The 18,170-nt window shown below is 38.8% G+C and carries 20 protein-coding genes; 10 read left to right on the forward strand and 10 right to left on the reverse strand.

What is annotated here, in order from left to right; translation table 11 throughout:
- Positions 1-7: 7 nt before the first annotated feature.
- The 10 genes from FJR45_RS10465 to FJR45_RS10510 all read right to left on the reverse strand — a co-directional run bounded on the left by FJR45_RS10465 (position 8) and on the right by FJR45_RS10510 (position 8,074).
- The gene (locus FJR45_RS10465; RefSeq protein ID WP_193150475.1) at positions 8-232 is read right to left on the reverse strand and encodes an NADH-ubiquinone oxidoreductase subunit E family protein; all 225 of its coding nucleotides are present in this window, start codon (positions 230-232) and stop codon (positions 8-10) included.
- Entirely contained in the window at positions 232-1,473 is a 1,242-nt protein-coding gene (gene nuoD, locus FJR45_RS10470; protein ID WP_151899554.1) for an NADH dehydrogenase (quinone) subunit D, read from the reverse strand. The genes FJR45_RS10465 and nuoD overlap by 1 nt, the downstream gene beginning before the upstream one ends.
- 13 nt (positions 1,474-1,486) lie before the next feature.
- On the reverse strand, positions 1,487-2,293 hold the full coding sequence (locus FJR45_RS10475; protein ID WP_193150476.1) for an NADH-quinone oxidoreductase subunit C: 807 nt from the start codon (positions 2,291-2,293) through the stop codon (positions 1,487-1,489).
- Between the two features lie 2 nt (positions 2,294-2,295).
- Positions 2,296-2,805, reverse strand: a complete 510-nt coding sequence (locus FJR45_RS10480; protein WP_151899552.1) for a NuoB/complex I 20 kDa subunit family protein — start codon at positions 2,803-2,805, stop codon at positions 2,296-2,298.
- Positions 2,787-3,176 carry an NAD(P)H-quinone oxidoreductase subunit 3 gene (locus tag FJR45_RS10485; RefSeq protein WP_151899551.1) on the reverse strand — a complete coding sequence of 130 codons (390 nt, stop codon included), beginning with the start codon at positions 3,174-3,176 and terminating at the stop codon, positions 2,787-2,789. Before FJR45_RS10485 ends, FJR45_RS10480 begins: the two co-directional genes overlap by 19 nt.
- A gap of 248 nt (positions 3,177-3,424) precedes the next feature.
- Positions 3,425-5,161, reverse strand: a complete 1,737-nt coding sequence (locus FJR45_RS10490) for an ATP-binding protein (RefSeq protein WP_193150477.1) — start codon at positions 5,159-5,161, stop codon at positions 3,425-3,427.
- A gap of 8 nt (positions 5,162-5,169) precedes the next feature.
- Positions 5,170-6,453: an OmpP1/FadL family transporter gene (locus FJR45_RS10495; RefSeq protein ID WP_193150478.1), complete on the reverse strand. Its 1,284-nt coding sequence runs from the start codon at positions 6,451-6,453 to the stop codon at positions 5,170-5,172.
- Between the two features lie 104 nt (positions 6,454-6,557).
- The gene (gene nfo / locus FJR45_RS10500) at positions 6,558-7,448 is read right to left on the reverse strand and encodes a deoxyribonuclease IV (protein WP_193150479.1); all 891 of its coding nucleotides are present in this window, start codon (positions 7,446-7,448) and stop codon (positions 6,558-6,560) included.
- Complete coding sequence (locus FJR45_RS10505; RefSeq protein ID WP_193150480.1) at positions 7,445-7,915, reverse strand: hypothetical protein; 471 nt, start codon at positions 7,913-7,915, stop codon at positions 7,445-7,447. The genes nfo and FJR45_RS10505 overlap by 4 nt, the downstream gene beginning before the upstream one ends.
- Entirely contained in the window at positions 7,916-8,074 is a 159-nt protein-coding gene (locus FJR45_RS10510) for a hypothetical protein (protein WP_193150481.1), read from the reverse strand.
- A gap of 259 nt (positions 8,075-8,333) precedes the next feature.
- On the opposite strand from FJR45_RS10510, the gene FJR45_RS10515 reads away from it, so the two are divergent.
- The 10 genes from FJR45_RS10515 (at position 8,334) to FJR45_RS10560 (ending at position 18,161) form a co-directional block, all read left to right on the forward strand.
- Positions 8,334-9,602 carry a Y-family DNA polymerase gene (locus FJR45_RS10515; protein ID WP_193150482.1) on the forward strand — a complete coding sequence of 423 codons (1,269 nt, stop codon included), beginning with the start codon at positions 8,334-8,336 and terminating at the stop codon, positions 9,600-9,602.
- Between the two features lie 190 nt (positions 9,603-9,792).
- On the forward strand, positions 9,793-10,194 hold the full coding sequence (locus tag FJR45_RS10520; RefSeq protein ID WP_193150483.1) for an A24 family peptidase: 402 nt from the start codon (positions 9,793-9,795) through the stop codon (positions 10,192-10,194).
- Positions 10,191-10,466, forward strand: coding sequence for a hypothetical protein (locus FJR45_RS10525; protein WP_151899544.1), 276 nt, complete (start codon positions 10,191-10,193; stop codon positions 10,464-10,466). The genes FJR45_RS10520 and FJR45_RS10525 overlap by 4 nt, the downstream gene beginning before the upstream one ends.
- 13 nt (positions 10,467-10,479) lie before the next feature.
- Positions 10,480-12,321 carry a hypothetical protein gene (locus FJR45_RS10530; protein WP_193150484.1) on the forward strand — a complete coding sequence of 614 codons (1,842 nt, stop codon included), beginning with the start codon at positions 10,480-10,482 and terminating at the stop codon, positions 12,319-12,321.
- On the forward strand, positions 12,321-13,514 hold the full coding sequence (locus tag FJR45_RS10535) for a CpaE/TadZ family protein (protein ID WP_193150485.1): 1,194 nt from the start codon (positions 12,321-12,323) through the stop codon (positions 13,512-13,514). Before FJR45_RS10530 ends, FJR45_RS10535 begins: the two co-directional genes overlap by 1 nt.
- On the forward strand, positions 13,505-15,070 hold the full coding sequence (locus FJR45_RS10540) for a TadA family conjugal transfer-associated ATPase (protein ID WP_193150486.1): 1,566 nt from the start codon (positions 13,505-13,507) through the stop codon (positions 15,068-15,070). Before FJR45_RS10535 ends, FJR45_RS10540 begins: the two co-directional genes overlap by 10 nt.
- Entirely contained in the window at positions 15,070-16,005 is a 936-nt protein-coding gene (locus tag FJR45_RS10545) for a type II secretion system F family protein (protein ID WP_193150487.1), read from the forward strand. The genes FJR45_RS10540 and FJR45_RS10545 overlap by 1 nt, the downstream gene beginning before the upstream one ends.
- Positions 16,002-16,838, forward strand: coding sequence for a type II secretion system F family protein (locus FJR45_RS10550; RefSeq protein ID WP_193150488.1), 837 nt, complete (start codon positions 16,002-16,004; stop codon positions 16,836-16,838). The genes FJR45_RS10545 and FJR45_RS10550 overlap by 4 nt, the downstream gene beginning before the upstream one ends.
- An 11-nt stretch (positions 16,839-16,849) precedes the next feature.
- Positions 16,850-17,746: an SAF domain-containing protein gene (locus FJR45_RS10555; protein ID WP_193150489.1), complete on the forward strand. Its 897-nt coding sequence runs from the start codon at positions 16,850-16,852 to the stop codon at positions 17,744-17,746.
- Positions 17,736-18,161, forward strand: a complete 426-nt coding sequence (locus tag FJR45_RS10560) for a hypothetical protein (protein ID WP_193150490.1) — start codon at positions 17,736-17,738, stop codon at positions 18,159-18,161. The genes FJR45_RS10555 and FJR45_RS10560 overlap by 11 nt, the downstream gene beginning before the upstream one ends.
- Positions 18,162-18,170: the final 9 nt, after the last annotated feature.

Below are 18,170 nucleotides of genomic sequence, written 5' to 3' on the forward strand. Positions count from 1 at the left end.
TCAATCCCTATTTTTTCACTACGATAGTCCAGTCGACTTCGTTAAATTTTAATGAGTTATACAGTTCATACCCACACTCTTTTACCAAATCAGCACTTCTTTGAATTGGAGAAAAATCTCCTATTTCAAAAAGAAAAATCAAAGTCTCGGTAGGCTTGTGTTTCTCTTGCAAAATCTCTTTCATACGAGGTTCAAAATTATCTTTTAAGTGTCTTAAATCATATCTTTTCATTATCTGTCAACCTCACCAAATACAATATTTGTTGTCCCAATTATAGAAACAACATCTGGAATGTAATGACCCGGTAACAAGTCGGTTAAAATTCCGGTGTGCCAAAATGACGGCGCACGGAGTTTTAGTCTGTACGGATAAGGACCACCTTGGGAATTGATGTAGAATCCAAGCTCCCCTTTCGGTGACTCCGTCGGTACGTAGACTTCTCCAACCGGTGGTCTCATCCCCTGTGTTACAAGCACAAAGTGCTGCATCAAAGAGTAGTTTTGTGTCATGATGTCAATTTTCGGTGCGGAAATATACTTCGGAGCATGTGCCATCAAGTCAGTCTGTCCGTCTTTTTCACATTTTTCATACATTTCTATACATTGGTACAGAATCTTTGCACTTTGTCTCATCTCTTCCATATAGATACGGTAACGGGCAAAGTTATCACCTTTGTCTGAAAAAGGAACATCAAACTCCACTTCATCATAGAGTTCATACGGCTCTTCTTTACGAATGTCCCATGCAACACCGGAAGCTCTGAGCATTGGACCTGTACAGCCCCATGAAAGTGCCATCTCTGTAGAAATCACTCCCACCTCTTCCATTCTCATCAGCCAAATACGGTTAGAGTCCAAAAGGTCTTCATAGTCTTTAATATTCTGCGGCAGTTTGTTTAAAAATACTCTCAACTGGTGCAAAAATCCATCCTGCAGATCAAGAGGGACTCCACCTATACGAATTGCCGCATGTGTCAAACGTGCACCACAATAGCCTTCGATAATATCCATCAGGTATTCTCTTTCACGGAAAGCAAAAAGAAAAACCGTCATAGCTCCGATGTCAAGTGCCGTCGTTGCCAACCAAAAAAGGTGAGACATTAAACGGTTGATTTCCAAAAGAAGCATACGAATGACTTTTGCACGGCGAGGCACTTCAAGCCCGATGAGTTTTTCAACAGCCAGAGCAAAGCCGTAGTTGTTTGAAGATGATGCAATATAGTCCATACGGTCTGTTGTCGGCATAAACTCGTTATAAATCATGTTTTCAGCCATCTTCTCCATACCACGGTGCAAATACCCGATATCAGGATGTGCTTTTACAATCTGTTCCTGTTGCAGATGCAGCATTAAACGCAACTGCCCGTGAGCAGACGGATGCTGTGGACCGAAGTTTAATATCAGTTCATTGTCATCTCTGTCAAATGTTATATTTTCAAAAAACGGTGTTAATCTGTTTTTTACCTGTGCCATATTTTATACCACCTTATCTTTGCGGATCATCAATAACTACTGATGACTCTTTATCAAGTTTTTTGATGAGGAAAACGCCGCCTTCTTCCTGATACGAATGCGTCACTGCCGGTTCGTCACCGGTAATTTTTGTACCCTTTGGAACTTCATGCCCAAGACGCGCAAAACGCTCAGAATCATATCTGTCCACTCTTGCAGTATCACGAAGTTCAGGTCCTATGATGTCACGCGCTTCTTTTCCATAGATTTTATCTACTTCATACCATGCTGCAAATTCATCCCCTTCAAGAGGATAGGTTTTCAGCAACGGATGTCCTTCCCAGTCATACGGCATTAAAATTCTTTTCATAAACGGATGGTTGTTCGCTTCGATGCCAAACATATCAAACATTTCACGTTCACTCCAGTCAGCACTTCTGAAAAGCTTTTCAACACTGTCAACAGCCTCTCCGTTTTTAATGAAATATTTCACACGGATACGCTTACGCTTTGTCATGGAAAGCATCTGATAAAAAATCTCAAATGTATCATCTTTTGCCAGCCAGTCAATGGCAGACATTTCTGAAAGCTGCGTATATGCCAACTCATCGCGCATCAATTCAAGCACACCGTAAATATCATGCGCATTGATGTATATAACCATTTGTTCCACTTGAATATAGGCCTCTTTGACTTCAAAATTTGCTTTAATAGCCTCTAAGTCTGCAGCAAAAACCTCATCTTCTTCTACCGCTGTTTTTGGTACCTGTGGTGCCACATAAAATCTGTCTGTATAGTAGGCTTTTGCCTGTACATTGTCTTTAGGTTTATACGCTCTCATAATTACATTAACCTTTTAGCTTTTTGTGCATTTCCTGCTTTGTTCGCACGAATTTTCTTTTGTAACAACATCACGCCGTACTGCAGTGTTTCAGGACGCGGCGCACAACCCGGAAGATACAGATCAACCGGAATAATTCTGTCACATCCCTGTACTGTCGCATAGGTATTGAACATTCCGCCTGTATTTGCACATGAACCCATAGAAATAACCCATCTCGGCTCTGTCATCTGGTCATACAGACGTTTGATGAACTCTGCATGCTTTTTGGTAAGTGTACCGGCAACTATCATAACATCCGCCTGACGGGGACTTGCACGGAAAATTGTTCCGTAACGGTCAAAGTCAAATCGTGAAGCACCTGATGCCATCATTTCAATACCGCAACATGCAAGACCGTATGTTAATGCCCAAAGAGAATTGGAACGTCCCCAGTTTACAATTTTATCCACACTTGTCAGTGCTATCGGTAAACCACCGTCCTGTGTATAATTTACTTTATGTTGTGCCATTCCAGCGCTCCTTTTTTCCATGCATATACAAAACCTATTGCCAATAACAATATAAACATTATCATTTCAGCAAAACCGAACCAACCAAGCACTTTAAAATCTACTGCCCAAGGAAACATAAATACTATTTCCACATCAAAAAGCAGAAAAAGCAATGCAAACAGATAAAACTGCGGTGATACCCTGTTTGGCTGCTTAGTAATTTCAGGTCCACATTCATACACTGAAAGTTTGATTTTTTCACTGTCTTTACGTGCCAATGCACGACTCGCCAATCGGGCGACGACAGTCGTTGTAATAAACGCACCAAATGTTATAACAAAAAGTACAAATACCCCAAAATACGGATTTGAAGTCACTATATGCTCCATATAACCTACCTTTTATTTTAAAAGTCATATTTATTAAAAATATAACTGGTTTTTATATTTGTTTTCTAACGATGAAAAACAGTTTTTGTTGCAAACCTATTTTCATTTGTTACTAGAAAAAACAGTTACTGCACTATAGCAAAATGAATATTAAAAAAAAGTTTTGTGGAAGATAACTCATACCAAATGTCACTTATCGCAACACTGATACGAGTAAAGATTTTGTTAGTTTAAAAGAAGCTTTAAAATTATTTGTTTAAAAATCCCATAGATTTCTCACTGTCGAAATTCGCATCTTTTTCACGCTTGATTTCATCAATAAAGTCATCAAGCGTAAAGAGCGGGTTCTCGCGTACAGCGACTTTATAGGCTGTGTTTTTGATTATGAGACTGATTTGTCCTCCTGTGAGAGAATATTCCGCAAGCGCTGCTACATTGAAGTTTTCCTCATAAGGTGCTTCTTTTGGCAACATTTTTTTCCAAAGTTGTACCCGTTGTTCTTTGTCCGGTTTTTTAAACTCGATTTTATAGTTAAATCTTCTGGAAAATGCTTTATCGATATTTTCAAGCAGGTTTGTCGTTGCTATGAGCATTCCTCTGAAGTTCTCAATCTGTTCCAAAAAGATATTTTGCATCTGATTATGCATTTGATCTGAACCTGTGATATTGCCGCTGCTTCTTGCACCCAGAAACTGGTCTGCTTCATTGAGTAACAGTATCGGTTCTGTCTTTGTTTTTTCGCTGAGTTCATAAAAAGTATCAAAGATTTTACGGACATTTTTTTCACTCTCTCCAACATACATGGAGAGTATTTTTGAACAGTCAAATGCCAGTACCTGACGCTTTAATGATTTTGCCAGGGAGTATGCTGTCATGGTTTTTCCCGTTCCTGCCGGTCCGTAAAAAATTATTCTGGCATCTATACCGCTTTTTTTGTCTTTGATACCCCATTTTACAAGGCGACTCACAACCTCTTTGTCCACCTGTTTCATCAGGTTTTCAAGCGTCTCTTTTGTTTTTACATTCAGTACCACATCATCCAAAGATGTGTCCGGCTCTACCAGTTCAAAAATATCCTGTTCTTCTACTAAAGCATTCAGTTTTAAGCGTGTTACTTTTTTTGTTTTCTGCGGATGAATAATTCTTTGCAAAACATCGTCTACTATATAAAAAGAACGACTGATTCCGCCAAAAGGGTTCAGCATCTCTTCATAATCAATAATTCCGTTTTTGAGAAGATTTGATCCCTCTTCGAGTAAAGAACGATTTTTAATACGCTCATACTCATCAAGCGAAATCAAATCTATCAGCGTATTCATTTCCCGCAGTGAGGAGTCAGTCGATCCGTATTCTTCGCGAAGCAGTGCAATAAAAATCACCTGCTCATAGTTGCTCATTTTCTTCTGTTTAAAAAATTTGTCCAAAACAAGATTCTCAGAACTCTGTTTGACCCGTTCTTCTATACGCTTTTCAAGCAGTGTGAGTTTGTTTTGCAGTCTATCTATCCCCAGAGAGTGCTCATGCACATTTTGACGTATCACACTCATCTTCTGATAGAGTTCGATTCGAAAAAACTGATCCTGCAGATACTCAAGATGGTCAGAATAGGGCTTCACTTCAGGCAAATCCAAATCCAGGGTTCCGTCTTGTAAAAGTTTTAAAAAAGCAGGAGTAAGCCCTACGGCAGTGTTTAAAAGTTCAAGGGGGGTTACATCTGCTATTTTTACAGGGGTAAAGCTTTGCTGATGCAGCCAACCAAGTTCAAGAAGACTTTTGAGTTCTCTCAAATGCTCCAGGTGTGCATAATTTTCACTCTCGTATAAATCCTGCAGTAAATCAAGCACCAAAACATCATCCTGCCCTTTCATATATCTGTGTGCGATATACTGCAGTATCTTCGCTTCATTGATACTGCATTTCAGATGGATGAATATCTCCGATTTTTCAATCTCTTTTTCGTTTAAAAAGTTAACTAATGTTTTCAATTATTTCCTTAAAATTTATACCCTAAACCGGCTGACACAAGGAGCGCTCTAGAGTTACTGAATGTACCGTCTAGTCCATTTATATTCGTAGGTGTAGTCACCGTTCTGTCTTTTTTTATGGAGTATAATGCCGATAATCCTACATCTATTTTATCATCTATTTGATAACGTCCGCCAAATGAGAAAGAGTATGCATTGCTTCCCGGTGACTCAAAATTGAGTGTAGACTCCGGCGTTGGGGTATTGTCATAAATCGCACCTGCCCGTAAAGTCACCCTGTCCAATTCTTGCGTAATCCCCAAACGAAATGTATTTGTATCTTTCCAGTTTTTAGGTTTCGGGTTATCAAAAGCAGCAATCAAAACCGGGTTTGTCAGGGATCCGTCATACTCAAAATCAAGAGATTTATAGGCGGACCAATATGTCTTTTCATAAACAAGTTCTACTGTTGTTTTTGTCTTTTCAAATGTATAGGCTCCGGCAAGCATCAATGTTGCAGGCAAAGGAATACTCACACTTGCCTCACCGCTATATGAACCTGCGGGAATGGCACCTCCCAATGCAGCAGTTGATGAAAGCACAGCACTTCCTTCTACCGTCAAATTTACATTCGAGCGGTATGTGGCAGCCAACTCCAGTGCTTTTGTCGGGTGGTATGCCAGGGCAAGATTGTACCCGAAATCCAAAGAGCTTCCTTCAAGATCACGGCTGATATAGGATGTTGCCAAAGGAGATGCATTGACAATTGCGCTTTCACTGCTTTTTACAACCCCGTTTGTATGCACCGCTCTAAAACCAAATGCAAAGGCCAGGGTATCTGTGATTTTATATGCAACACTCGGGCTCACTTCTACAATCTTTAATGTAAACTCCTGAGAAACAAGTTTGGCAGAACCCTCTTCCCACTGTCTGCTCAGTCCGGCAGGCACAGTGATGCTTAAACCGACACGCACACCGTTTTCACCGAGCTTTGGAGAGACATAATGAAGCGAAGGAAGAATAAAAGTCTGTTTTTCAGAATTTAACTCTTCGGCTCCTGTCAAAGTTTTGGCATAGGTCCCTTTGAAGTTTGTAGAACTCAGTCCCACATACATCAAATCTGCCTCAATATGCTGGGCATCCTCCATAAAAATCATATTTGCCGGATTGTCATATGCTGCATCCGCATTTTTTGTATGCGCAACATTTGCTCCGCCAAGAGCTACAGAGTTTGTAGAAGTTTCAGGGATTTTATATCCGCCCGCCATAAGGATTGAAGCTGTCACGAGTGACAGGAACGCTGTTTTTTTCATATTTTTCTCTTTTTTTGTATTTTTATACCGACAATACTATCTTATTTTTCCTCAAAAATCTATAAAGTATATTATTGAATCCGGAATCGGTACTTCAGTGCCGACTACTCACAAAACGAATACAAAAGCTTTATCTCCTCAGCCCATATCGTCTCATCTATTGTCTCAAGTATCAACGGAATATCATTCATACGTTCATCATTCATTATAAAACGAAACGCATCCAGTCCTATTTCTCCTTTTCCCAGAGAGTGGTGTCTGTCCACTCTGCTTCCCAAAGGCGGTTTTGAATCATTCAAATGCATACCACTCAAATACTCAAAGCCGACAATCTCGCCAAACGCATCCCAGGTTTTATCATAGGCCTCTCGCGTACGAATGTCATACCCTGCCGTAAACATATGACAGGTGTCTATGCAGACACCGATTCTTGATTTGTCTTCTACCTTATCTATGATATATGCCAGATGTTCAAATTTGTAACCAAGATTACTCCCCTGCCCTGCTGTATTTTCTATAACTGCTTTGACATTTTTCGTTTTATCGAGTGCAAGATTAATCGACTCGGCAATAACGTCAAGACATTTGTTTTCTATGGTCTGCAGCAAATCCGCATCCTCTTTTTGTTTCTTTGTCAGTTTTGTCAGATGACTGCCGGGATGAAAGTTAAGTTTGTCAAGACCCAAAGCATCACACCGTTGCAGTTCATCTATAAAAGCTGCTCTTGATTTTTCAAGTTTTTCAACTTCTGGATGCCCCAGATTTATCAGATAACTGTCATGCGGCAATATATGTTTTGGTAAAATTCCACTCTCTTGCAAAGCAGTTTTAAATTTTTGTATCGTCTCTTCATCTAAAGATTTTGCAACCCACTGTCTCTGATTTTTTGTAAAAAGAGCAAATGCTTTTGCTCCAATCTCCTGCGCATTTTTTGGAGCATTATAAACACCTCCGCTTGCGCTTACATGTGCACCTACATATTTTTGACCTGTCATCTGTTGAGTTCCTTAATTTTAATAAGTATATGATTTTTTTTGTCTTTAAAATAAATTTCCTGAGAGTTTACCCTGTATTTTATATCTACATCTGAAGTTTTTATATTTTGTATAAATCCGTTATCTTTTTTTAAGCTGTTTTTACCATTGTATATTGCCCTGCCCAAAAGAATATTTTGCAGTAAAGAAGAGGGATATGCCCAGGAGAGATACTCTGCATTAAAACTGTTTTTACTCATACATCCCTCGTCCACACAAATCAAATGATTAATATGAATACGTTTGTACACATGTCCTGCTACAAAAAGTTCTAATTCGATGGCATCTTCAGTATGTCGCAGATACCCAATATCTGAAAACTTCAGTTTCGGTGATTTGATTGTTACTATTTTTGCACTAGTATGCTGATAGTTTTTTATGCTGCAGGCAGAAAACAGGACAAGAAGAAGTATTAAAAAATATTTCATCTATTTTTGAAGAAATTTTCCGCATTTTTTTGCTGCTGTTCCACCAAACTCTTTAATCTCACGTGCTGTGCCGTTTTTTGCAATGACCTGTCTTTTACACTCGTCTTTTGCAATGCATTCCTTGTTTTCACAGCCTATATCTTCCGGTACCTGTGCCATATCTGCTTTCCTTATTAAGGGCACCTCCACTGCCATTAAGTTAAGCATTTTTTTTGGAACGCGGACTTCAGTCCGGGCTGAGAGTGGCAAGAGTATTGCAACAGCCGGCACTGAAGTACCGGTTCCGAGAAAGCATTAATTTTATGACCATAATAGCAGTGAAGAGCACTTCTAAAAATAATTTGACGAAATTATAATATATTTTTGGCAATTTGCAATACTTCTAAAAAATTTCTTTTTTCTCTGCTACTGTTAAATTATGAAAATCCATATTGACATCGACTGCTTTTTTGTCAGTGCAACTCGTATAGTTGAGCCTTCTTTGGCACACAAACCTGTTGCCATCGGCGGAAGAAGCGATACAAAAATATTTACCAAAGACGCAAAGAACCAGAGAATCAATTTTGAAAATTCCGGTTCCTTTGTACCGACTTTTTATAAAGCCTATGAAAACGGGGATGACCTAAAAAGTTTTCAGGACGAAGACGGACGTATCCGCGGTATTCTCACAACTTCGAGTTATGAAGCCCGTGCCTATGGCATCAAAACCGCCATGAGTATTCGTGAGGCATTGCAACTCTGCCCGCAACTCATTATCAAAGCACCCAATATGTCTTTGTATCAGGAGCTTTCTCACAGACTCCATGACTTTCTTGCACGCAAAATTCCGCTGGTTGAGCAGGCGTCTATTGACGAATTTTACGGAGATGTAAGCGGATGGGTCAAAGATGAGGAGATTCCCGAATTTATAGACGGTCTGAGACATGAGATAAAAAAAGAGTTGCATCTGCCGGTCTCCATCGGTGCCGCATCCACACGCTACATCGCGAAACTCGCAACAAGCTATGCCAAGCCTTTTGGATGCAAAACGATTACAAAATACGAATTTGATAGATTTGTCAATCCCATCAAGGTAGAAGATTTCGCAGGCATAGGCAAAAGTATGAAAAACAAACTGCACAGTGCACAAATCAAAACACTCGGAGAACTGCGAAAAAGACGGGGCACTCTGGAGTCATGGGGACCCTATGCAAAAGAGCTCTATAAACGTGTCAACGGAGAAAGTGATGCGCAGATTAAAACAACCCATCAAAGAAAATCCATCGGAATATCCAGAACTTTTGATCCGCTTTACGACAGAGCAGAACTGCTGAGACGGGTACACATTCTTGCCAGACATCTCAGCTTTGCCATTATAAAGCTTCAGGTAATTCCCACTGTTTTTCATTTGGGTATTGCCTATGAAATGCATCAAAAATCTCACAAAAACATCTCTCTGGCAGAAATATTTACCGAAAAAAAGTTTGATGCCCTGTGTGTTTCTCTTTTTCATGCGGCTGACATTCACAAGCGCCTTTGTGTCATTCGTTTGAGTATCAACTGTTCAAGCTTTACGAGAGATTCAAAAAAAGAGCTCTCTCTTTTAGGCTTTGAAGAAGAAAGAAAAATGCATACACTTACATGTAAAACACAAAAACTGCGTGAAAAGTACGGTATGGATGCACTCAGATTTGCAAGTGAACTCTAAAATCAAAATCATAACCTGAACTTATATATTAAAAAACAAAAACTACTTCGAAAAGTAACAATTATCATTATTTTTTCTTATTTTGTACTAAATTTCATTGTTTTTCACATACTTCAAATTAATTTAAGCTTCTCTTCCATACAATAGCTCAAATATCACAAAAATATCAAAAAAGAGTGTAGGGAATGTGATGATTATATTTGTTTATTTTATAATTATTGCTTCTGTTCTCTCTTATATTGACAGTAAAAAAAGAGTTATTCCGGACAGAATTATACTTCCGGCATTTGCAGTATTGGTTATTTTAAAATGGTGGGATGCAGACTTGTCTGTATATGATTTATATGCGGTCTTGATTGTACTTGTCATATTTATCATCCCTGTTATTTTAAATATGGCTTTTGGCGGCGGTGATTTGCGATTTGGTGCCTTTTGTGCCCTTTTTGTAGGTTTGCCCCAGGTCGGGTATTTTATCATATTTTCAGGGCTGATACATCTCGTGATTTTAGCTGCTCTGAAAAAGAAAAGCTATGGTTTTGCTCCGGCTATGAGCATTGCCGCAATACTGAGTTATACAATAGGAAAATTATGAGAAGAGGTTCTGCAGCACTAGTACCATTGTTCCTGGCAATTATGCTGCTGTTTTGGTTTATCTGGTTTATGGGCGGGGAGAGTGACAACCTGCACAAAGTCAACCAGTTGGAAAATCTGCAGCATACGCAGGAGCGTCTCATCATTGCAGCCTGTCAAAAGAAGCAGGAGCTTTATGACGCAAACAGAAGTCTCACTGATGCGCAGTTAAATGAAAAAGTGAGTCAATACATTCATAATATTATGGTGTTAAACAACATAGATGAAAACTAAACAAGGGGAAAAAATGAAAAAAATCATACTTTTAAGTCTGTTTGTACTGACGCTGGTACTCTCGGCAAAGACAACAACAAATGTAACGTTGCAGACACCGTATGAAGCAGAGGACATACAAAATGACTATGGTGACAAAATTATGTACCAGAATGTCAAAATCAATACGCAAAATTTTAAAATCAACAATTTTTGGGGAAAATTTTCAGATGCCGCACAGGACCAGTCCAATTTTACAAACATTGCAACTGCCGCCAATGTCAAACTGACTATAGAAAATGTCTTTACATGTAAAGACGGCGGATTGCCGGAAGAAGGCTGTTCAGGACAAAAACCGTTTTTGATTAATGATGGAACTTTAGCTAATCCTGAACTAAAAAAAGATGCCATGGGACAAGTTTTGCCTGCAGGGGAATACAGAATTCCTTTTGATTCCGCACAAAATTATGATGCTAACCATGATGATGCTTTTTATGCTTTGGATGTATTTCGAGACGGCAAATATTATCAAGATGACGGCACAGATGATTATAACAATGAAAAACCAAAAACTTTTTTTGGTTATATGATACAACTGATAAAGACCTATTTTTCTCCACAGAATGACACGACTGTTGTTTCTGCTTTGACACAAAATACCGTTGAAGCAAGAAACAGATATATGGCAAATATTGTTTTTGGTCTGCAGCAAGAGTACCGTATAAAAAAAGAATCTGCCATAGATACAAACAGCATCAATCAGGCTTCTGCTACGAAACAGCCTTCACTGCTTGATTATAATGCCCTGATGATAAATGACACGACAGGATGCGACGGCATCTTTTTCACTTTTAATCCAGACAGCCTTACATGTAAGTTTCAAAATTTCTTTGGTATGAGCCAGTGGATGCCTTTTTTTGGAAACGGCGCCAGTTTACTGGGTGAAAACTCTAACAAATCAAGCATACAGTCAGACTCTGTTTTAGAAGACACAGAAACAACCCTTCTGACACTTGCAAGCAAACTTGACAATACCAATTATGTACAGCCTAAAATTGATCAAAACACAGGAAGATTCCCTGTTCTTAGCGAGGTTTTTAAACCGATGATATTCATGGCAAAGTCCATGTTTCGCTTTTTCTTTGGAGAAAATTCAAAAACACTCACAGAAACTGTCAGTGTCAACTTTGATTTTACAAATCATATGCCTTTAACTTTTATGCAGGTACAAAACGGCATAGTAAAAGGCTTTGAATATTTTAAACTTTTAGGTATTGAAAGTGTCTATGGTACAGAGGTGCAATCCTGTAAAGTAAAGCAAACAAAAAACTTTTTCTTTTTTCCGATTGGATGGGATAGTAAAACTTTTACAGAAGGTGTTGTGACAAATACAGAATTTGACATGAATTCAGGCCTCTTTGGTTGGGCTACTGATTCAACTCAATATGATTTGTTAAATGTAACAACAGAAAGTAATTGGTATTGGTTTCCTAAAACTACACATGATATTGTTAATCTTTCAACAGAAGATTGGTTAAACTGGTGTAAAAGAAATCAAGGCAGACAAAAGAAAGGTCTGTTTGGACGGTTCTTTGATAGCGTTGGGAATATTGTCAGCTTTGTCCTGTATGGAAAACAATCAACAAAAGAATATGACGCACAGGTTGACAAAGTATTACGAGATGATGATTGGAGCGTTGTCGAATACAAAGAAAAAGTACACAAAGGTCTTATTCTCCACCTTAAAAAGATAGATATTGAAGATATTAACGCAACAACTCCTGGAACAACAACAGAGTTTGAAATCATTAAAGTCTCACGAGAACGTCAGAACAGGAATGATCAGAGTAACAGTCAAAACGGAGGAATGCATTAATGATAATCGCCTATGTATCAAAAATAGACAAAGAGTGCTACAACGATTTAAAAGACGAGTTTACAGATGTCAAAAACTTTAACTCCATCAATGACTTTATCAGCTTTTATGCAGCAAGCAAAAACCGTGATGTGGTACTGCTCTATCGTGTAGAAAACCTCGAAGATATAGAAAAAATCTCTGATATCCACTTTAACAATAATATCTATATGATAGTTGTCGGTAAAAATGATACAAAATTTTCTCTGCTTGCAGGAAAAATCGGTGTTGATGTCTACCTCAGCGAAGAAGAAGCCGACTCAGGGCTCATCACAAATCTCATCATAAAGTCGCAAAGCATTATAAAAGCGCGACGCGGCAACAGTAATATTTCTGTTTTTACCGGCATAAACGGTGGGGTCGGGACAACAACCATTGCCATGAACCTTGCAAAAACACTGGCACAGGACCATCCGGAAAAAAATGTTCTTTTTTTGGATTTTGCCTATACAAAAGCGGTCTCAAACCTCTTTTTTAATTACCCGCAGCCCAAAAAAACCATTGTAGACATCTCAAATGTGCAGAATCTTGATATGCAGGAACTCTTTGAAAACGGTCTGGAAAAATTAAATGACAACCTTTACTTTGTACCGGGTATGCAAAAACATACTGACAGAGAAGAGTTGGAGAAGCCTGAAAATATACAGATGTTTTTAAATTTCATCATGTTTATCAAAGAAAAATTTGATTTTATCATTATAGATGTAGGTGTTTTTGAAGATGTGGATTTAGAGGTGGATATACAGGAAATCGCCGACAATATTTTTGTCATTACAGAATTTTCCATTCCCTCAATGTCTATTTTGAAAACCTATATCGACATTATAGACAAAAGCGGCTGGTATTCCAAAACACATATCATTGCCAACCGTTCAGACTCTTACGGAAGTGTTACACATGAAGAAGCGAGGAAAATACTCTCAAAAGGCTTAAAGCATAACTTTGAAATAGGCTTTGCTCTGCCAAATGATGCTTTGCATCTGCGAGAGTGCTGGAATGAGGCACAACTTGTATGCGATGAATATCCCGATGCTCCTTTTATGCTCAAACTCAAAGAGTTTGGAGAACATTTTTTTATTCATGACGGTGCCCTGTATGAAAATGCACACAAAAACAGAGAATCTTTCTGGAGCAGAGTAAAACAATGGCTTTAAAAGAAAAAATCAAAGAACGCTACAGCAATACAAAAGAAAAAACAGAAGTAAAAAGCAACACCTCCTCTGTCCATATTGAGGAAAACCTCTGTACTGAATTTTGTTTTCCTCTTATCTACAGAAATGAGGAGTATTTTCAACTTGCCTGCTCTATTTATGATGCTTTTGTAGAAAAACTCAATATTAACGGGCAACTCACAGAAAAAATGATACGTGAGGTGGTTACCAAACACATATCTGATTTTACACTGCCAAAGCCTGCACTTAAAACAGAGATAGCCGACTTCATCATAGACAATCTGCTCTATTACGGTCCCATCTCAACAGTGATGCGTCTTGCCGGACAGGGGCTCAATGATATTTTGGTCAATACCAAAGACTACATTGATGTCATTTACAACGGACAGACCATAGCAACGCCTTTCAAATTCAGAAGCGAAGAAGACCTCCGCCGTTTTATCAACAGAATGCTGATGGTCTCCAACAGAAAAATAGACGAATCACATCCTATTGCCTCGGCAAAACTGCCGGACGGTTCCCGTATAGAGATACAGATTCCTCCTGTTTCTGCAAACCTTGACAGTGACGGGAATCCCGGCTCCTATGTAACTGTGAGAAAATTTCGCGAAATTCCTCTGCTTTTTGAAACACTTATAGACTCAAATATGATAAATTTAAAAATGGCCTATTTCCTCATAAAAGCAGTCAAAGGAAAACTCAATATTGTCGTCTCCGGCGGTACTTCAAGCGGAAAAACAACTTTTTTAAATGCTATAACCAGATTTATTGACGAAGGCGATCAACTCCTTACCATAGAAGATACAAAAGAGATGAAACCGCAAATGCCCTGCCATGCCATCCGTTCTTTTGAGGCGCGTCCGCCAAACGAAGAGGGTGCCGGTGCCATAACCATAGAGAGCCTGTTACGTACGGCTTTGCGTTCAAGTCCAAGGCGTATCATCGTCGGGGAGTGTAGAGGTCCCGAGATTGTCACCATGCTCAATGCTATGAATACGGGACATCCCGGTTCCATGACAACCATTCATGCAGATGACACCAAAGAGGCAATTGTGCGTATTGAAAACATGTTTTTAGAAGCCCGTCCGACGGCAAATATGACCTTTGTGCGTTCGCAGATTATCTCTGCGGTTGACTTAATCATACAAATTGTCCGTTTTCCCGACGGAACAAGACGGATTGTAAAAATATCTGAGCCGGAAAAACGCATAGAAGAAAACGGTGTCGTTTCCATGCTGGATCTGTTTGAATTTCAGCGTAATGAAAACAGTGACAATCCGATGGATTCAAGCGGAAACTTCAAAGCGGTTTCAGGCTCTTCACGAGCTATTTCCAAAATGATGCAAAACGGTGTGACTATGGAATCACGTATATTTGACAACGACTATGTGGTAAGCAAAGAGATGCTCACAGATGAGATTAATGCCTTTCATCCCAAAAGAATGTGCGGATGGAAACAGAATTATATGTCAGAGATTATTCAAGCTTCGTATATCTCAGGAAAAAGCATATTAGAAAGATGGCCGAACTTAAAATAATGACTCCTTTACACATAGACATACTACTTATTTTTGTTATCACTTTCAGTGCCACTGCTCTGGGTTATATTCTTTTTGTAGAATACCGACGTACAAAACACATCAACTACATTAAACATGTCATATCCCTTGTAGATGCTGATGAAGAAGATATTTTGCAAGAGAAGGATCAAGAGAGCAGGAATACATTCAAAAACAAAATAACCGCACTGATGCTGCAAACAGGATTCAGCTTTTCTCCCTATATATTTGTGCTGATATTTATTGTATTTTGTCTCTTTGCAGGTTCTCTTTTTGCACTTTTTTTACGTCATTGGAGTGGTTATGTGATAGGAATTCCTTTTGGTGCTTTTATATTTTACATGATTGTACAGACAATTATAAGCAGCAGGAAAAAAAGATTTAATAAAGCCCTGGCTGTGGCTATTTCTGTGCTTGTAAAAATGATGAAAAACGGCATAGGATTTGAGCAGGCGCTCAGCAAGTCTGTTGCTGTATCCGGCTCAAAACTTTTTCGTGATATTTTTGCAAAATTCTTTCAGGAAAAAAACACTATCGGAGAGATGGAGGCCTTTACGAATTTATACCAGTTTGTACATTCCAAAGAGCTTCGTATCTTTGCACTTGCTATCAAAATAGGAAGAGAAAGCGGCGGACAGTTTTCAAATACTCTGGAAAAAGTTGAAAAAACAATTACATACAGAGAAAAGATGCAGGAGAAAGTAGATGTTGTTACAAGAGAAGGCAGTGTGGGTTCCTATGTTGTTGTTCTCATTACCATCTTTTTGTATTTTTCACTCAACGGAAATTTTGACGGAAAACTGCACCACTACTTTATGGAGTCCGAATATGGAAGATTTCAGCTTTTAGGCATTGCTCTTTGGGTATTTACCGGAATTATGATTAACAAAATGCTGACAAAGGTAAATAAATGATGGAAATATTTGCCACTGCCCTTTTAGTAATTTCGATTGTTGTTCTTTTTTGGTATCTCACTTTGTATGTGTATGAACGCTATAAACACAACACATTTTTATCCGCTGTTTTTGCCACAGAAGATGACATCATTCTGAATGATAATTTCAGTGCAAAAAAAGCACAATTCAAGCTCAAACTGCAAAGAGCAGGACTCAAGAAAAAGCAGTTTAACGAAATTGTCTTTGCCAGTGTTTTAGCAGGTGCCTCTTTGATTTCTTTACTATTCTTTATAGATTTCAGTTTTTTAAACAAGTTTTTCTTGGTTGCAGGAGGGCTGAGTATCGCATTTTTTATGCCTTACCTCTACCTTGAAGAACAAATCAAAGCAAGAATCAAAAGAATAGAAAATGATTTGCCTGTTTTTATAGATCTGCTCATCATCATTCTTGAAGGCGGCGGCGGTCTTAACAATGCCATAGACAAAGTCACCACAGAAGGAGAAAGTGTTTTGGGTCCGGACCTTTTGGCTGAATCAAAAAAGTTTAAAAACGAGTTTATAACCTACTCTAGTGATATAGCGTTTACAAATCTCGTCAACCGTACGGGCAGTGATGCCATAGCAACCATTGTCGGTTTTATGCGCCTCTCTGAGGAGACAGGAATCGGTGTGAAATCAATATTTGAAAATCAGGCACAGGAGCTTAAATCCATGGAGATGCTCAACATAGAGAAAAAAGCGGCAACAATGAATATAGGCATTACATTTGTAATGTTTTTGTTCATCTTACCGGCAGTTATCGCAATGATAGCATTTCCAATGGCAGCAGATGCCTTAATGCCGGGATTTTAAAAGGGAGTAATATGAAAAATAGAAAAACAAGAATAATCATGGGAATCATGGTCGGATTGGTGCTTTTTAGCTCATCAGTAGCACTGCTTTTATACCTGAAACAGGAAAAAATGAAAGAAGACAAAGGAACAAAAGTTGAAGTTTATGTTGCGGCAAAAAAGATACACAAAGGGGATGTCCTCAATGCAGACTCTCTCAAAAAAGCCACTCTTTCCAAAAACTATATCACTTTTAATCCTTTGACAGACGTGGAGATTATAGGCCGGTATGCCAATGTCGATATTTACAAAGGTGAGCCTGTTCGTCCTGAAAAGATTGTTGCGATACCACCAAAAACCAAGCAGAAAGCAGAAGCAACAAAGCAAAAGAAAAAAGAAAAACAGGCACAGCCTCAAAAGACAGAAGCACCACAGCAGGTCACCAAAGACACACTCTCAGTTGCACTCTCTCTTTTTAGAAATCAGGACACATCTCTGCGTTCGGGAGATTTTGTAGATATAGCCTGTGCCATTCCTTCTACAAACAAAAAAACTCCGGATCTCTTTTACACAAAATATGTCGCTTTACATGTAAAGATAGACAGCTTTGTCACCAACGGAAACAGACAGACAAAACTTCTGAGCTACAATGAAAAGCAAATGGCTGTCAAAGCAGACAGTGTTATATTGCAAATGGTACCAAAAGAGATTAAAAACTTTTTGGCATATTACTACAAAACACAGGCACTCAACAGCAAGCGAGTCTATAACCTTCACAACTACGGAGGGCAGTTATGGATGATAAAAACACCCAAGGAGATCAACACCAAACTGCAAAAACAAAAAGAGTTGCTCCTCGTAGACAGAAAAGTGTTTAAAAAACAGAGAAAAAAACATGTACAAAGAGTGAAAATATCTTATGAAAACTAAACATAATTTTCGCAATGCCTTCGGTATGGGTCAAATTATGGCGATGCTGCTTGTTGTTCTGCCGACTTTAGCCTTTATCATAACACTGATGATAGACTACTGGAGTGTGATGCAAGAGGATTACAAACTCAAACTCATAGCCAATCAGACCTCTACTGTGCTTGACAGTGAAAAGGATCTCAGAAGCAATACTCTCAATGCAACACTCAATACAGAAGTAGGAAGCAGACTGTGTCCAAAAGGAACAACCATAAGCTTTTCCGCTCCGGCAGATGCAACGCTGAGAGGACAGGTCATTGTCACAATAAAATATACCCATAACGGTCCCTATTTTAAAAACAAAACCTTAAGCACACAAATGCAAACCTATTCGTACCATGATCAAAACATATCAATCACCGGCACCTGCCAATAAAAAGGGGAA

The sequence above is a fragment of the Sulfurimonas sediminis genome (genome assembly GCF_014905115.1).
GTDB lineage: Bacteria > Campylobacterota > Campylobacteria > Campylobacterales > Sulfurimonadaceae > Sulfurimonas > Sulfurimonas sediminis.

What these genes read in the sequence shown, in the direction of transcription:
- FJR45_RS10465 (WP_193150475.1), bottom strand. Translation starts at nt 232, where the DNA reads ATGAAAAGATATGATTTAAGACACTTAAAAGATAATTTTGAACCTCGT.
- nuoD (WP_151899554.1), bottom strand. Translation starts at nt 1,473, where the DNA reads ATGGCACAGGTAAAAAACAGATTAACACCGTTTTTTGAAAATATAACA.
- FJR45_RS10475 (WP_193150476.1), bottom strand. Translation starts at nt 2,293, where the DNA reads ATGAGAGCGTATAAACCTAAAGACAATGTACAGGCAAAAGCCTACTAT.
- FJR45_RS10480 (WP_151899552.1), bottom strand. Translation starts at nt 2,805, where the DNA reads ATGGCACAACATAAAGTAAATTATACACAGGACGGTGGTTTACCGATA.
- FJR45_RS10485 (WP_151899551.1), bottom strand. Translation starts at nt 3,176, where the DNA reads ATGGAGCATATAGTGACTTCAAATCCGTATTTTGGGGTATTTGTACTT.
- FJR45_RS10495 (WP_193150478.1), bottom strand. Translation starts at nt 6,453, where the DNA reads ATGAAAAAAACAGCGTTCCTGTCACTCGTGACAGCTTCAATCCTTATG.
- nfo (WP_193150479.1), bottom strand. Translation starts at nt 7,448, where the DNA reads ATGACAGGTCAAAAATATGTAGGTGCACATGTAAGCGCAAGCGGAGGT.
- FJR45_RS10505 (WP_193150480.1), bottom strand. Translation starts at nt 7,915, where the DNA reads ATGAAATATTTTTTAATACTTCTTCTTGTCCTGTTTTCTGCCTGCAGC.
- FJR45_RS10510 (WP_193150481.1), bottom strand. Translation starts at nt 8,074, where the DNA reads ATGGCACAGGTACCGGAAGATATAGGCTGTGAAAACAAGGAATGCATT.
- FJR45_RS10515 (WP_193150482.1), top strand. Translation starts at nt 8,334, where the DNA reads ATGAAAATCCATATTGACATCGACTGCTTTTTTGTCAGTGCAACTCGT.
- FJR45_RS10520 (WP_193150483.1), top strand. Translation starts at nt 9,793, where the DNA reads ATGATTATATTTGTTTATTTTATAATTATTGCTTCTGTTCTCTCTTAT.
- FJR45_RS10525 (WP_151899544.1), top strand. Translation starts at nt 10,191, where the DNA reads ATGAGAAGAGGTTCTGCAGCACTAGTACCATTGTTCCTGGCAATTATG.
- FJR45_RS10530 (WP_193150484.1), top strand. Translation starts at nt 10,480, where the DNA reads ATGAAAAAAATCATACTTTTAAGTCTGTTTGTACTGACGCTGGTACTC.
- FJR45_RS10535 (WP_193150485.1), top strand. Translation starts at nt 12,321, where the DNA reads ATGATAATCGCCTATGTATCAAAAATAGACAAAGAGTGCTACAACGAT.
- FJR45_RS10540 (WP_193150486.1), top strand. Translation starts at nt 13,505, where the DNA reads ATGGCTTTAAAAGAAAAAATCAAAGAACGCTACAGCAATACAAAAGAA.
- FJR45_RS10545 (WP_193150487.1), top strand. Translation starts at nt 15,070, where the DNA reads ATGACTCCTTTACACATAGACATACTACTTATTTTTGTTATCACTTTC.
- FJR45_RS10550 (WP_193150488.1), top strand. Translation starts at nt 16,002, where the DNA reads ATGATGGAAATATTTGCCACTGCCCTTTTAGTAATTTCGATTGTTGTT.
- FJR45_RS10555 (WP_193150489.1), top strand. Translation starts at nt 16,850, where the DNA reads ATGAAAAATAGAAAAACAAGAATAATCATGGGAATCATGGTCGGATTG.
- FJR45_RS10560 (WP_193150490.1), top strand. Translation starts at nt 17,736, where the DNA reads ATGAAAACTAAACATAATTTTCGCAATGCCTTCGGTATGGGTCAAATT.